Origin of the sequence: Paraburkholderia sp. PGU19 (assembly GCF_013426915.1) — a bacterium.
Lineage (GTDB): Bacteria > Pseudomonadota > Gammaproteobacteria > Burkholderiales > Burkholderiaceae > Paraburkholderia.
Genome location: NZ_AP023179.1, coordinates 1,216,039 through 1,229,642, shown reverse-complemented (window position 1 = coordinate 1,229,642; position 13,604 = coordinate 1,216,039). Strand labels below are relative to the sequence as shown.

The window sequence follows — 13,604 nt, the reverse complement described above, 5'->3', positions numbered from 1 at the left end:
CGATGTCCTCGAACCCTTCCCCATCCCGCACGCCGCCGACGCCCAGCGCGCTCTACACCGCGTTCGTCGACTGGGCGCGCACGGATGGCCGCACCTGGATTTACCTCTTCAAGGCGCTCGCTGCGTGCTTCCTCGCGCTCGGCATCGCGATGAAGCTCGACTTGCCGCAGCCGCGCACCGCGATGACGACTGTGTTCATCGTGATGCAACCGCAAAGCGGCATGGTGTTCGCGAAGAGCTTCTACCGGATTTGCGGCACGCTAATCGGCCTCGTCGTGATGATGGCGCTGATCGGACTGTTTTCGCAGCAGCCGGAGCTGTTCATCATCACGACGGCGATCTGGGTCGGCATCTGCACGGCGGGCGCGGCGCGCAACCGCAACTTCCGCTCGTACGGTTTCGTGCTCGCGGGCTACACGGCGGCGCTGATCGGCATCCCCGCTTCGCAGCATCCCGACGGCGCGTTCATGTCGGCGCTGACACGGGTTGCGGAAATCGTGGTCGGCATTCTGTGCTCGGGCGTCGTGTCCGCGCTCGTGTTTCCGCAGCACGCGGGCGAGCAGATGCGCAGCACGGTGCGCGCGCGCTTCTCGTCGTTCGTCGATTACGTGTGCGCGGCGCTCTCGGGCCAGGCCGATCGCGCGCGCATCGAGGACACCAACGCGAAGTTCGTCGCCGATATCGTCGGCTTTGAGGCCGTGCGCAGCGTCGCCGTGTTCGAAAGTCCCGATTCGCGGATGCGCAACGGCCGGCTGTCGCGCCTGAACAGCGAGTTCATGACGGTATCGACGCGCTTTCACGCGCTGCATCAGTTGATGAACCGGCTGCGTGTGTCCGGCGCGTCTGGCGCAGCGGGCGCGACGGCCGCCGTCGCTGCGCTCGAGCCGTACTTCCGCCAGATTTCGCCGTTGCTGAGCAAGTCGGGCGAGCCGGTGTTAACGGCCGCCGACGCATCGCACGCAGCCGCGCAGCTCGAAGCGTTCAAGGCCGAATTGCCTAAGCGCATGCGCGCGACCCGCGCCGCGCTCGAAAGCGACGCCGACGTGCCGCTGCTCGATTTCGACACGGGCGCGGAACTGCTGTACCGCTTCGTCGACGATCTGCACGCGTACGCAGCAACGTATGCATCGCTCGCCGTCGCGACGCACGAGCGCGAGCGCTGGATCGAGCGTTACGAGCCGAAGACCAACGGCATCGCGGCGGGCGTCGCGGGCCTGCGCGCGGCGATCGTGATGGCGATCCTCGGCGCGTTCTGGATCGCGACCGCGTGGCCGAGCGGTTCGACGCTGACGCTGAACGCGGCCGCCGTCTGCGCACTCGCGTCGTCGTCGCCGAACCCGACGCGCACCGCGTTCCAGATGGCGGCGGGCACGATCCTGTCGTCGACGCTCGCGCTGTTGCTGACGTTCGGCATCTATCCGCATATCGACGGCTTTGCGCTGCTGTGCGTCGCGCTCACGCCGTTCCTCGCGCTCGGCGTGTGGATGACGACGCGCCCGAAGCTCGCGGGCTACGGCGTCGGTTACTGCATTTTCTTCTGTTTTCTCGCGGGCCCGGATAACGTGATTCATTACGATCCGAGCGGCTTCATCAACGATGCCATTGCGCTTGCGCTGTCGATGCTGGTCGCGTCGATTGCGTTCGCGGTGCTGCTGCCGCCGTCGACGCCGTGGCTGCGCAACCGGCTGCTCGCCGATCTGCGCGCGCAGGTGGTGCTGGCGTGCCGCGGCCGCATCGGACGTTTGTGGCGGCTACGCACGCGCTTCGAGAGCGGCGCGCGCGACCTGATGCATCAGATCAACGCGCTGGCAGCCAGCGAGCCGGGCGTTAAACGCGACACGATGCGCTGGATGTTCGCGGTGCTGGAGATCGGCAATGCCATGATCGACTTGCGCAGCGAAGTCGCGACGCTGCCGCGCGATGCGCGCTATGCGCCGTCGATGCCGTGGCGCGTCAGTCTGCGCGCGACCTGCGCCGCCGTGGGCTGCCTGTTCGAGCGCCCGCGCGCCGCTCGCCTCGATCAAGCGCTGGCCGCGACAGCCGATTCAATCGCCGCCGTCCAGCAGACGCTTTCAACTTTCACGCCGCCACGCGACGAGCGTCATCAGTTGGACCGCATTTTGAGTCATCTGCATTTCATCCGGAGCGCGCTGCTCGATCCGCAGTCGCCGCTGGCGCAAGCCGGCGACGCGAGCGAGTCGAACAGCGATGCGCCACAAGGAGTTCGCCATGCCACGTGAGATTGCCGTTCTCGACGCCTACGTGCCCGCCATCGTGCTGCTGTTCGTTGCGGGCGCCGCGATCGCCTGGCTGCTCGACCGCGCGATAGCGTGGACGGGCCTGTATCGCGTCGTGTGGCACCCGTCCCTGTTCCGCGCGAGTTTGCTCGTGTGTGTGTGCGGCGTGCTGGGCCTCGCCGTTTATCGTTGATCCGAGTCGAATCATGACAATCAGAAACATCATTGGGTTTATCGCGACGGGCATCGTGTTCGTCGTCGCGATCTTGATCGGGCGTGCGCTGTGGGTGCACTACATGGACGAGCCGTGGACGCGCGATGGCCGCGTGCGCGCCGAGGTCGTCAACATTGCGCCGGATGTATCGGGCGCCGTGGTCGAACTGCCCGTGCGCGACAACCAGTTCGTGCACAAGGGCGATCTGTTGATGCAGATCGATCCGTCGCACTATCAGATCGCCGTCGAGCAGGCGCAGGCTGCTGTTGCCGCGCGCAAGGCTGAATTGCAGATGCGGCGCGACGATGCGCAGCGGCGTGCGGATATGGATAGCCTCGTGGTGTCGAAGGAAAACCGCGAGAACGCGACGCATACGGCGTCTGCCGCCGAGGCGCAGTATCAGCAGGCGCTTGCCGCACTCGACGCCGCGAAGCTCAATCTGGAGCGCACTCGTGTTGTGTCGCCCGTTGATGGGTATGTGACGAATCTGAACGTGTATCGCGGGGATTATGCGATTTCGGGTTCAGCGAAGCTGGCTGTCGTGGATAGCAATTCGTTCTGGGTGTATGGGTATTTCGAGGAGACGAAGCTGCCGCATGTGAAGGTCGGGGATAAGGCCGATATCCGGCTGATGAGCGGGGGCACGCTGAAGGGGCATGTCGAGAGTATCTCCCGCGGGATTTATGATCGCGATAATCCGCAGAGCCGGGAGCTGCTCGCTGATGTGAATCCGACTTTTAACTGGGTCAGGTTGGCGCAGCGCGTGCCTGTGCGGGTGAAGATTGATATGGTGCCTGACGGCGTGTTGTTGTCGGCGGGGACGACTTGTACGGTTGTTGTTACGCCTTCGTGATTTTTTGATTGTCTGCGACGCGGGGTCGGTGGGCTTTGTCTTCGCTGGCATCCGCGATTTGTTTGCGTGCTTCACGCGTTGCCCCTGTGCGGGGCGGCACCTACTTTTCTTTGCCGCCGCAAAGAAAAGTAGGCAAAAGAAAGCGGCTCACACCGCCAGTTCTTCTTCCTGCCTGAGGGCCCCCAACCGGTCTTACGCTTCACACGGCGGCGTCTTTGGTTGCGTGCGTTGCCAACGCTTCGAATGAACGCCTCACCCACTTCACACACCCGCACAACGGCTGGCGGCAGCGAATCGTTTGCGCCGCCCTGGTGGCAAACTGTGTGTAGGTTGTCGCACCGCACAGGTTAGTGCTCTTACCAGAAACACCAATCTTGCTTCCCAGTCCGGAGTGCCACGCGTGTTTCGCGAAAGTCTACACACAGTTTGCCACCTAGGCGGCGGCGGACTATCTGGCAAGGCGTGCCGCGACGCGGGCGCATGAAGCGGGTGAGGCATACAGAGAGAACGTTGGCAACGCACGCGAACTGACGCGTTGCCGTGTGAAGCGTAAGACCCTTCGGGGGCCCTCAGGCAAAAACTAGCGCTGGCGGTGTTAGCCGCTTTCTTTTGCCTACTTTTCTTTGCGGCGGCAAAGAAAAGTAGGTGCCGCCCCGCACAGAGGCGACGCGTGAAGCACGCTAACGAATCGCGGATGCCAGCGAAAGCCCAAACAAAACCGCCCACGCCGCAAAGGCGCTGACCCTGACGCCACCCGCAAAGTCAAAACCCAAAGCGTCGCAGACAAAACCACCCCCTCACCGCAGCGAAAACTTCGCCACTGCCACCTTCAGCGCCTGCGCCTGATCATCCAACGCCCGCGCAGCGGCAGTAGCCTGCTCAACGAGCGCAGCATTCTGCTGAGTCCCAGCATCCATCTGCGACACCGCGAGGTTAATCTCCTCGATCCCCGAACTCTGCTCGGCGGAAGCCGCCGAAATCTCACCCATAATGTCCGTCACGCGCTTCACGGCCTTGACGACTTCATCCATCGTCTGTCCCGCGTCCTGCGCGAGTTGAGACCCGTTGCTCGCCCGCTCGACAGACGCGCTGATCAGCGTCTTGATCTCCTTGGCGGCCGACGCGCTGCGCTGCGCGAGGTTGCGCACCTCCCCCGCCACTACCGAGAACCCACGCCCTTCCTCGCCCGCACGCGCCGCCTCGACGGCGGCATTCAACGCGAGAATGTTCGTCTGGAACGCAATCCCTTCGATCACACCAATGATGTCGCCGATGCTCTTCGCGCTGTCGTTGATCTGGCCCATCGTCGTGACCACGCGGCCCACCACGTCGCCGCCCTTCTCCGCAATCGACGACGCATTGTCGGCAAGCGTGCGCGCCTGCTTCGCGTTGTCCGCGTTCTGACGCACCGTCGACGTCAACTCCTCCATGCTGCTCGCCGTCCGTTCGAGCGCCATCGCCTGCTGTTCGGTGCGCTGCGACAGGTCGAGATTGCCCATCGAAATCTGCCCCGACGCGGCCGCGATCGCCTCGGCGCTCGCCGCAATATGCGAGACCGTCGACGACAGACCGTTCTGCATGTCGCGCAGCGCGGACAGCATGCTGCCGTTGTCGCGCTTGCCGAGCGCGATGTCGTTCGACAGATCGCCCGCCGCGATACGGCTCGCGATCTCCTTCGCGTACACCGGCTCGCCGCCCAGTTGCCGCGCGAGACGCCGCACGACCCACTCGCTGATCACGAACGCGAGCACGATCAGCGCGATCGTCATCACGGCCATCATCACGAACGACGATTGATAGATGAACGACGATGCGTCGATCGTCGCCTTCGCGGCCGTGCCGCGCTGCGCCACCAGTTCATCGACGAGCTTCTCGAGCTTGCCCGTCTCGACGAGCAGCGACACGTCCGTCGTGCCGACCTGCCAGTTCATCTGCGACAGGTCGAGCGGTTGCGCCTTCACGAGCGTGACGAAATCGCGCATATGCCCGCTCCACACGCCGATCGCGGCAGCGAACTTCTTTTGCTGCGCGGCGGCGGCGGCGGAATCGGCGTATTGCTGAAGCGTATTGAGTTCGGCCGACAAACCCGTCAGCCCTTTGTCGATATCGGCGCCGAGTTCGTCGCGTTCCTTCGCGGTCGTCGCCGTCAGCAGCATCTTCTGGGCGCGGCTCGAACGCAGCAGGTAGCCACGCGCCTCCTCTGCGGCCCGGCTCGCGATATGGCCCTGCTCGTAAATCGAGCGCATCTGCCCGTTCAGGCGGCTGATCTGCGCGAGCGAAAACACGCCGATCGCCAGCGTGCCCGCCAGCAACACCGCAAAGGCGAGCCGCAAGGTCGTTTTCACCGACCAGCCACGCATCCTGCCGTCTGCCGCCCGTTTTCCCGGACGCGGCCGCCCTCCCACCTCTTCATCATCCGGCACGAACCCCGCGCCCGTCTGGCCACCCAGCGAAACTGCTTTCATATTTCTCGTCCCCGCTTGTCGTGCTGCCGGAAAGGTCGTTCCGGCATTGCTGCTTTTCTCTCCGGGTTGACGGCATCGCCGGCGGCGTTCTTGAGGCCGTCCGTCCGGCATTTTTCCCGGTCCTGCGCGCGCCGCCTCGTGGGCAGCGCGCCGCGTCGGATTTATACATTGGCCAAAATTCATTGGGCGCGTTTTCCCACGTTTTGCACTGCGGGGTTCACTCTAATTCGCCGAGACGGCGCGCCATCCCGGTGCCGCGACCGCATCCGCCGCACAAAAAACAGGCACGATCACTCGTTTGACGCGCCAACAGATGTCTGAATCACGACAAAACTTGGCCGGACAATTGATGGGAGACACACTACACTTCGTCAAACGCTAAAAACATCTGCTGTCGCCGACGGTCTTGCCGCAACTGCCGGCGTCTGCTTCCGAGCCACCCTCTCCTGACCGACCTCATGGAAACCAGCCTCGACAAAGGCGCCCTGGCTGGCGCCGCCGCTTCAGCTTCTGCTCCCGCCGCTCCCCGGCCGCAAGCAAAGACCGTCTATTCGATCCTTGGCGCAATCAGCTTCTCGCATCTGATGAACGACATGATCCAGTCGTTGATCCTTGCGATTTATCCGATGCTGAAGGCGAACTTCTCGCTGTCGTTCGGGCAGATTGGCCTGATTACGCTGACGTATCAGATCACGGCGTCGCTGCTGCAGCCGCTGGTCGGCATCTATACGGACAAGCATCCGAAGCCTTACTCGCTGCCCGTCGGCATGGGCTTTACGCTGTCGGGGCTGCTGCTGATGTCGGTGGCGCCGAGCTTTGGCGTGCTGCTGATCGCGGCGGCGCTGGTTGGCTGCGGGTCGTCGGTGTTTCACCCGGAGTCGTCGCGCGTGGCGCGCATGGCGTCGGGCGGCAAGCATGGCCTTGCGCAGTCGCTGTTCCAGGTGGGCGGCAACGCCGGCTCGTCGCTTGGGCCGCTGCTCGCGGCGCTGATCGTGATTCCGCATGGCCAGCGCAGCATTGCGTGGTTTTCGGCGGCGGCGCTCGTCGGGATTCTGGTGCTCACCTATATCAGCCGCTGGTACAAGCATCATCCCGCGACGAAGAAGGCACGCGCCGGGCAGGTTGCGCATGCGGCGCTGCCGCGTGGCAAGGTCGCGTTCGCGATGAGCATTCTCGTGCTGCTGGTGTTCTCGAAGTATTTTTATCTGACCAGCATCAATAGCTACTTCACGTTCTATCTGATCGACAAGTTCCATCTGCCTGTGCAGGCAGCGCAGGTGCATCTGTTCGTGTTCCTCGCGGCTGTCGCGGCGGGGACCGTGATCGGTGGGCCGGTTGGTGACCGGATTGGCCGCAAGTATGTGATCTGGGTGTCGATTCTTGGTGTGGCGCCGTTCACGTTGCTGCTGCCCTATGCGAATCTGTTCTGGACGGGGGTGCTGACTGTCGTTATCGGCATCGTGCTGGCGTCGGCGTTTTCGGCGATTCTCGTTTATGCGCAGGAACTCATTCCTGGTAAGGTCGGGATGGTTGCCGGGTTGTTTTTTGGGTTTGCCTTTGGGCTTGGCGGGATCGGCGCGGCCGTGCTTGGGCAACTGGCTGACGCGACTAGCATCGCCTATGTGTATAAGGTGTGCTCGTTCTTGCCGTTGCTCGGGATTTTGACTGTGTTTTTGCCGGATGTTGAGGGGAAGAAGGTCAAGGCGTGACCTGTCGTTGTGGTCGCATCCGCGATTTGGCTTTGTGCCTCAGGCGTCGCGGTTCGGTGTGTTTGACTTTGCGCTGGCATCCGCGATTCGTTAGCCTGCTTCACGCGTCGCCCCTGTGCGGGGTGGCACCTACTTTTCTTTGCCGCCGCAAAGAAAAGTAGGCAAAAGAAAGCGGCTCACACCGCCAACATTTCTTCTTGCCTGAGGGCCCCCAACCGGTCCCTCACTTCACACGGCAATCACGTGACCCACGTCCGTTGCCAACGCTCTGAATGAGCGCCTCACCCGCTTCACGCACCCGCGTTGCAGCATGCCGCACCAGATATTCCGCCGCCGCCCAGGTGGCAAACTGTGTGTAGGCCGTAGTACTCCACGCACCTCACTCCGGACCGATAGCACACGCGTTCCACCCTGTAAGAGCGCTACCCTATACGACGCGATAACCTACACACAGTTTGCCACCTGGGCGGCGCAGACCATTCGCTGCCGCTGGCCCGTGCAAAAGCATTTGAAGCGGGTGGGGCGCTCATTCAAGGCGTTGGCAACGAGCATCGACCAGGGCACTTCGGTGCGAAGAGTGGGGACGTTGGGGGCCCGTGGATAAGAACAAGTGCTGGCGGTGTTAGCCGCTTTCTTTTGCCTACTTTTCTTTGCGGCGGCAAAGAAAAGTAGGTGCCACCCCGCACAGGGGCAACGCGTGAAGCACGAAGGCAAAGCGCGGATGCCAGCGCAGCGAAAAGTCATAACGCGGCTGCCAACTCAGACAAGCAAACCAGCCCAGCGCGCGCCAGAGCAAACCACCCAGCGTCGCAGACAAAACCAAACCCAAACCCAAACCCAAAACCAAACCCCTGGTCTACCCGCGTTGCCGACAACACCCCCCTGCACTATCCTGTGCAAACCCCCGCGCCAGCGAAAAGCCATATCCAAGAGGAACCACGCCCAATGACCACTTACCGCGAGTTCCATCGCCACTCAATCGAATCCCCCGAAGAATTCTGGCGCGAAGAGGCCAACCGCATCCACTGGCAAACGCCATTCGATACTGTCCTCGACCGCTCGAACCCGCCCTTCGCACGCTGGTTCGTCGGCGGCAAAACGAACCTTTGCCACAACGCGGTGGACCGCCATCTCGCGCAGCGCGCACAACAGAACGCGCTCGTCTACGTATCGACGGAAACGGGCATCGAGCGCCGCTACACCTATGCCGAGCTGCACGCCGAAGTGAACCGGATGGCGGCCGTGATGCGCTCGCTCGGCGTCAGGCGCAGCGACCGCGTGCTGATCTATCTCCCGATGATCCCCGAAGCGGTATTCGCAATGCTCGCATGCGCGCGCCTGGGCGCGATCCACTCGGTGGTGTTCGGGGGCTTCGCCGCGCCGAATCTCGCCGCGCGCATCGACGACGCAAAACCCGCGCTGATCGTCACAGCCGACGCCGGCGCGCGCGCCGGCAAAGTGATCGACTACACGCCGCTCGTCGACGAAGCGCTATCGCGCGCGACGCACAATACGCCAAAGGTGCTGCTGATCGACCGCCAACTGGCGCCCGAGCGCCTGACCGCACCGTATCTCGTCGCCTACGAGCCCCTGCGCGAGCAATTTTTCGACGCGCACGTGCAATGCGAATGGCTCGAATCGACGGAACCTTCGTACGTGCTCTATACGTCCGGCACGACGGGCAAGCCGAAAGGCGTGCAGCGCGATGTCGGCGGCTATGCGGTCGCGCTCGCGGCATCGATGGAATACATCTTCCAGGGCAAGGCGGGCGACACGATGTTCACCGCGTCCGATGTCGGCTGGGTGGTCGGCCACAGTTACATCGTCTACGCGCCGCTGATCGCGGGCCTCACCACTGTGATGTACGAAGGCACCCCGATCCGCCCCGACGGCGGCATCTGGTGGCGGCTCGTCGAGCAGCACAAGATCAATCTGATGTTCACGGCGCCGACGGCCATCCGTGTGCTGAAGAAACAGGACCCCGCGCTTCTGAAACAGGCCGATCTGTCGAGCCTGCGTACGCTCTTCCTGGCGGGCGAACCGCTCGACGAGCCCACGGCTTCGTGGATCACCGATGCGCTCGGCAAGCCCGTCGTCGACAACTTCTGGCAGACGGAAACCGGCTGGCCGATTCTCGCGATCCAACGCGGTGTCGAAGCGCTGCCGCAAAAGCTCGGTTCACCGGGTGTGCCCTGCTACGGCTACGACCTGACGCTGCGCAACGAGCACACGGGCGAGCCGTGCGCGCCCGGCGAAAAAGGCGTCATCACGCTCGGCTATCCGTTGCCGCCGGGCTGCATGTCGACCGTGTGGGGCGACGATAAACGCTTCGTCAAAACGTATTGGGAAAGCGTGCCGAACCAGCAACTCTATTCGACATTCGACTGGGGCATTCAGGACGAAGACGGCTACGTGACGATCCTCGGCCGCACCGACGACGTGATCAATGTCGCGGGCCATCGCCTCGGCACGCGCGAAATCGAAGAGGCGCTGTCGGCGCACAAGGCCGTCGCGGAAGTCGCCGTGGTCGGCGTGACGGATCAGGTGAAAGGACAGGCAGCCGTGGCGTTCGTCGTCGTGCGCGACGCGGGCGCTTACGAGTCCGATGAAGCCCGTGTAAAACTCTCCGCCGAACTGTGCGCGACCGTGGATCGCCATCTCGGCGCGATCGCGCGGCCCGCCCATGTCGTGCTGGTGTCGATGCTGCCGAAGACGCGCTCCGGCAAGCTGTTGCGCCGCGCGATCGCGGCGCTCGCCGAAGGCCGCGACCCCGGCGATCTGCCGACTATCGAAGACCCGTCGGCATTGCAGCAGATCCGCGATGCCGTCGCCGCCGCGTTCAGCGCGAAGTAAGTCGCGTGAAAAAAGGCGCGCGTCTCAACCGCGCACCGACAAAAACCGCCTGAGAATCCCGCTCGAATACGTGCCCGCCAGCTCGGTCAAAAACGTGACGAACGAAGCGGGCGCATGCGCGTCCGCCGTATCGGAAATGGTCCGCACGATCGCGCAGGGCACGCCGTACTCGTAGCACACTTGCGCGATCGCCGCGCCTTCCATTTCGACGGCAAGCGCATCGGGCAACGCGGCGCGCAACAGATCGACGGATGTCGCGCTCGCCACGAACTGGTCGCCGCTGATGATCAGGCCACGGTGCACCGTCGGCACAGCCTCCGTCAGAAAGCGCTGCGACAGCGCCTCGCCCTCTTCTTCGACGAAACGCTCGCACGCGCCGACCAACGCGGCCGTCAACGGCGCGTCGGCGGCAAAGCGCGAGATGCCGAGCAGCGGCACTTCGAAGCGAGGAAATAGCGGCGACGCGTCCAGATCATGCTGCATCAACGTTTCGGCCACGACGATATCGCCGATTCGCACCGTCGGCCCGACACCACCCGCAACGCCCGTAAACACCACTGCCTCGACATCGAACGCATGTATCAGCGCGCTCACGGTCGCCGCCGCCGCGACCTTGCCGACGCGTCCCAGCGTCACGACGCACGGCGCGCCGTGTACCGTGCCGATGTGATAGTCGCGTTTGCCGTGCGTGATCGTCTCAACTGCGCCCTCAGCGCGCATCGCCGCGACGAGATCGCCGAGTTCCTCGGGCAGCGCCGCCATCACGCCGAGTGGACGGCGCGGAATCGTCGCTTCGGACGGCAGCGCGCTCATTCGACCGCCTGCAGTTTTGCGACGGCCAGCGCGAGCCATTTCTCGCCGTGGCGCTTGAACTTGACCTGCGCCTTGGCGTCGGCGCCGCCGCCTTCGAGTGCGGTAACCGTGCCTTCGCCGAACTTCGTGTGGAATACCTGCTGGCCGACGCGGAAGCCCGTGTCCGCCGCGCGCTGCTCGTTCGCGAACGCGGGCAAAGGCGCGCTCGCCACCGTCGATGCGCCGCCGCCATAACCCTGCTGACGGTCCGGCCGCGAGAACCAGTCGCGGCCCCAGCCCGCGTTATCGGACCGGCCGCCCCAACGCGCGCCCGCTTCGACTTTCGGCGTGAGCCACTTGAGCGTTTCCTGCGGCAATTCGTCGAAGAACCGCGAGCGGATGTTGTAGCGCGTCTGGCCATGCAGCATCCGGCTCTGCGCAAACGACAGATACAGCCGCTCCTTCGCGCGCGTAATCGCGACGTACATCAGGCGTCGCTCTTCTTCGAGGCCATCCGTTTCCATCGCGCTGTTCTCGTGCGGGAACAGCCCTTCTTCGAGGCCGGTGATGAACACCGCCGTGAATTCGAGGCCCTTCGCCGCGTGCACCGTCATCAGCTGCACGGCCTCCTGGCCGGCCTGCGCCTGGTTGTCGCCCGCTTCCAGCGATGCGTGCGACAGGAAGCCCGCAAGCGGCGTCATCGTGTCCGGGTTTTGCGCCGGATCGGCGGGACTCGCGGCATCGAGCACGTCGACGCCAGAATCTTCAGTCGCAACGACCAGTTCGGGCGCCGCCGTCGCGCCCGGGCGCAACGGAATCGAGCGCGCGGGCGTGTCGAGGCCGTAACCTTCTTCACTGACGAAAGCCGTCGCCGCGTTCACCAGTTCCTGCAAGTTCTCTAGCCGGTCCTGGCCTTCGCGCTCGTTCTGATAGAACTCGGACAGGCCGCTTGCGCGCACCACGTATTCGACCGTTTCGGGCAGGCTCATCTGCGCGGTTTCGGCGCGCATCTTCGCGATCAGGTTCGCGAACCCGCCGAGGCTCGTGCCCGCCTTGCCCGTCACGTACGGAATCGCCACCGCCATCGACGTGTTGTACAGGCGTGCCGCGTCCGCCAGCTGTTCGATCGAGCGCGCGCCGATGCCGCGCGTCGGGAAATTGACGACGCGAGCGAACGCCGTGTCGTCGTTCGGATTGTCGATCAGGCGCAGATACGCGAGCGCGTGCTTCACTTCCTGACGCTCGAAGAAGCGCAACCCGCCATACACGCGATACGGAATGCCCGCGTTCACGAGCGTATGTTCGATCGTCCGCGATTGCGCGTTGCTCCGGTACAGCACCGCGATCTCACTGCGCGACGCGCCCGTGCTGATCAGCGCACGAATTTCTTCGACGATCCAGCCGGCTTCCTGCGAATCCGTGGCCGCCTCGTAGACGCGCACCGGCTCGCCGTGGCCCGCGTCGGTACGCAGGTTCTTGCCCAGGCGCCGCGAATTGTTCGCGATCAGATGATTCGCGGCATCGAGAATATGGCCGTGCGAGCGGTAATTCTGTTCGAGCTTGATCAGGTTGCGAACCTTGAACTCCTGCTCGAAGTCGCGCATGTTGCCGACATTCGCGCCGCGGAACGCGTAGATGGACTGGTCGTCGTCGCCGACCGCGAAGATCGCGTTGTGCTCGCCCGCCAACAGCTTCAGCCACGCGTATTGCAGCTTGTTCGTGTCCTGAAACTCGTCGACGAGGATATGACGGAAGCGCGCCTGGTAATGCGCGCGCAGCGGCGGGTTGTATGACAGCAGCTCGTAGCAGCGCAGCAGCAGTTCCGGAAAATCGACGACGCCTTCGCGCTGGCATTGCTGGTCGTATGCTTCGTACAGTTCGACGAACTTGCGGTTGAAGTTGTCGGACGCGTCGACGTCTTTCGCCCGCAGCCCCTGCTCCTTCGCGTTGTTGATGAAGTACTGCAGGTTCTTCGCCGGATATTTCTCGTCGTCGATATTCAGGCCCTTCATCAGGCGCTTGATCGCGGAAAGCTGATCCGCCGTATCGAGAATCTGGAACGTCTGCGGCAGACCGGCGTCGCGGAAATGCGCGCGCAGCATCCGGTTGCACAGGCCGTGGAACGTGCCGATCCACATGCCGCGCGTGTCGATGGGCAGCAGCGCCGACAGGCGCGACATCATTTCGCGCGCGGCCTTGTTCGTGAAGGTGACGCCGAGAATGGTCGGCGGGGATGCCAGGCCTTGCTGGATCAGCCATGCGATCCGCGTGATCAGCACGCGCGTCTTGCCGCTGCCTGCGCCCGCCAGAATGAGCGCCGGTTCGTTCGGCAGCGTGACGGCGGCGTGTTGTTCGGGGTTCAGGTTCGCGAGCAGTTCGGGCATGGATGACGAGAAGAGACTACGGTTGCGGCGGGTGGTCCGTCATTATAAGACCGCAGGGCAGCGCTGCCCGCCGCGCGATTTCCACCTCCGATTCCAC

The 13,604-nt window shown here is 63.8% G+C and carries 8 protein-coding genes; 5 read left to right on the top strand and 3 right to left on the bottom strand.

All coding sequences use genetic code 11. The features are described from left to right. The first annotated feature begins 2 nt into the window (after positions 1-2). The 3 genes from H1204_RS05600 to H1204_RS05590 are packed head-to-tail and all read left to right on the top strand — an operon-like array spanning position 3 to position 3,304. Positions 3-2,240: an FUSC family protein gene (locus H1204_RS05600; RefSeq protein ID WP_180730318.1), complete on the top strand. Its 2,238-nt coding sequence runs from the start codon at positions 3-5 to the stop codon at positions 2,238-2,240. Beyond that, positions 2,230-2,430 (top strand): DUF1656 domain-containing protein, encoded by a 201-nt coding sequence (locus H1204_RS05595; RefSeq protein WP_180730317.1) that lies wholly within the window; start codon positions 2,230-2,232, stop codon positions 2,428-2,430. Before H1204_RS05600 ends, H1204_RS05595 begins: the two co-directional genes overlap by 11 nt. A gap of 13 nt (positions 2,431-2,443) precedes the next feature. Next, the gene (locus H1204_RS05590; RefSeq protein WP_180730316.1) at positions 2,444-3,304 is read left to right on the top strand and encodes an HlyD family secretion protein; all 861 of its coding nucleotides are present in this window, start codon (positions 2,444-2,446) and stop codon (positions 3,302-3,304) included. A gap of 797 nt (positions 3,305-4,101) precedes the next feature. Here the strand turns inward: H1204_RS05590 and H1204_RS05585 are convergent. Then, a complete protein-coding gene (locus H1204_RS05585; protein ID WP_180730315.1) occupies positions 4,102-5,769 on the bottom strand; it encodes a methyl-accepting chemotaxis protein in 1,668 nt (555 codons plus the stop codon). A 458-nt stretch (positions 5,770-6,227) separates the two neighbouring features. Here H1204_RS05585 and H1204_RS05580 point away from each other — a divergent pair, with 458 nt between their 5' ends. Together H1204_RS05580 and H1204_RS05575 are read left to right on the top strand one after the other, a co-directional pair. Continuing rightward, positions 6,228-7,478 carry an MFS transporter gene (locus tag H1204_RS05580; protein WP_180730314.1) on the top strand — a complete coding sequence of 417 codons (1,251 nt, stop codon included), beginning with the start codon at positions 6,228-6,230 and terminating at the stop codon, positions 7,476-7,478. A gap of 924 nt (positions 7,479-8,402) precedes the next feature. Then, the gene (locus tag H1204_RS05575) at positions 8,403-10,331 is read left to right on the top strand and encodes a propionate--CoA ligase (RefSeq protein ID WP_274608202.1); all 1,929 of its coding nucleotides are present in this window, start codon (positions 8,403-8,405) and stop codon (positions 10,329-10,331) included. Between the two features lie 24 nt (positions 10,332-10,355). Here the strand turns inward: H1204_RS05575 and H1204_RS05570 are convergent, their stop codons facing one another. Together H1204_RS05570 and H1204_RS05565 are read right to left on the bottom strand one after the other, a co-directional pair. Beyond that, positions 10,356-11,144 (bottom strand): 5'-methylthioadenosine/adenosylhomocysteine nucleosidase, encoded by a 789-nt coding sequence (locus H1204_RS05570; protein WP_180730311.1) that lies wholly within the window; start codon positions 11,142-11,144, stop codon positions 10,356-10,358. After that, on the bottom strand, positions 11,141-13,507 hold the full coding sequence (locus tag H1204_RS05565; RefSeq protein WP_180730309.1) for a UvrD-helicase domain-containing protein: 2,367 nt from the start codon (positions 13,505-13,507) through the stop codon (positions 11,141-11,143). The genes H1204_RS05570 and H1204_RS05565 overlap by 4 nt, the downstream gene beginning before the upstream one ends. Positions 13,508-13,604 lie beyond the last annotated feature (97 nt).

Bases quoted from the DNA above. Each gene is read 5' to 3' on its own strand.
- H1204_RS05600 (WP_180730318.1), top strand. From the start codon at position 3: ATGTCCTCGAACCCTTCCCCATCCCGCACGCCGCCGACGCCCAGCGCG.
- H1204_RS05595 (WP_180730317.1), top strand. From the start codon at position 2,230: ATGCCACGTGAGATTGCCGTTCTCGACGCCTACGTGCCCGCCATCGTG.
- H1204_RS05590 (WP_180730316.1), top strand. From the start codon at position 2,444: ATGACAATCAGAAACATCATTGGGTTTATCGCGACGGGCATCGTGTTC.
- H1204_RS05585 (WP_180730315.1), bottom strand. From the start codon at position 5,769: ATGAAAGCAGTTTCGCTGGGTGGCCAGACGGGCGCGGGGTTCGTGCCG.
- H1204_RS05580 (WP_180730314.1), top strand. From the start codon at position 6,228: ATGGAAACCAGCCTCGACAAAGGCGCCCTGGCTGGCGCCGCCGCTTCA.
- H1204_RS05570 (WP_180730311.1), bottom strand. From the start codon at position 11,144: ATGAGCGCGCTGCCGTCCGAAGCGACGATTCCGCGCCGTCCACTCGGC.
- H1204_RS05565 (WP_180730309.1), bottom strand. From the start codon at position 13,507: ATGCCCGAACTGCTCGCGAACCTGAACCCCGAACAACACGCCGCCGTC.